At 73.9% G+C, this 280-nt stretch carries 1 pseudogene; it reads right to left on the bottom strand.

Annotated features, from left to right (window positions below):
• A pseudogene (locus tag FVS66_RS01670) lies at positions 1 to 206 on the bottom strand (type I PKS); the annotation flags it as partial.
• Between the last annotated feature and the right edge of the window lie 74 nt (positions 207 to 280).

Here is a 280-nt window from a genome sequence, read left to right as displayed (position 1 = left end):
GGTGCGAGCCCGCGCAGCACGGCCGGGATCGTCCCGGCCCTGGCCTGGGACCGCAGCACCGCCGTGTCCAGCCGGACCGGAGCCAGCAGCGCCGCGTCCGACGTCAGAGCCTGGTCGAACAGACCGAGACCAACCTCAGTCGTCAACGCCTTGGAGCCCATCCGCTCCAGGCGGGCCAACTCACCCTGCCCCAGCTGGGACGCCATGCCCGCGGCTTCCGACCACACACCCCACGCCAGCGAAGTCGCCGGCAGACCCGCCGCCCGCCGGAACCCGGCCA

It is taken from the genome of Streptomyces sp. TRM49041 (assembly GCF_008271805.1).
Classification (GTDB): Bacteria; Actinomycetota; Actinomycetes; order Streptomycetales; family Streptomycetaceae; genus Streptomyces.
Note: the sequence above shows the minus strand (reverse complement) of the source record. Positions and strands in the feature narration are given on the sequence as shown.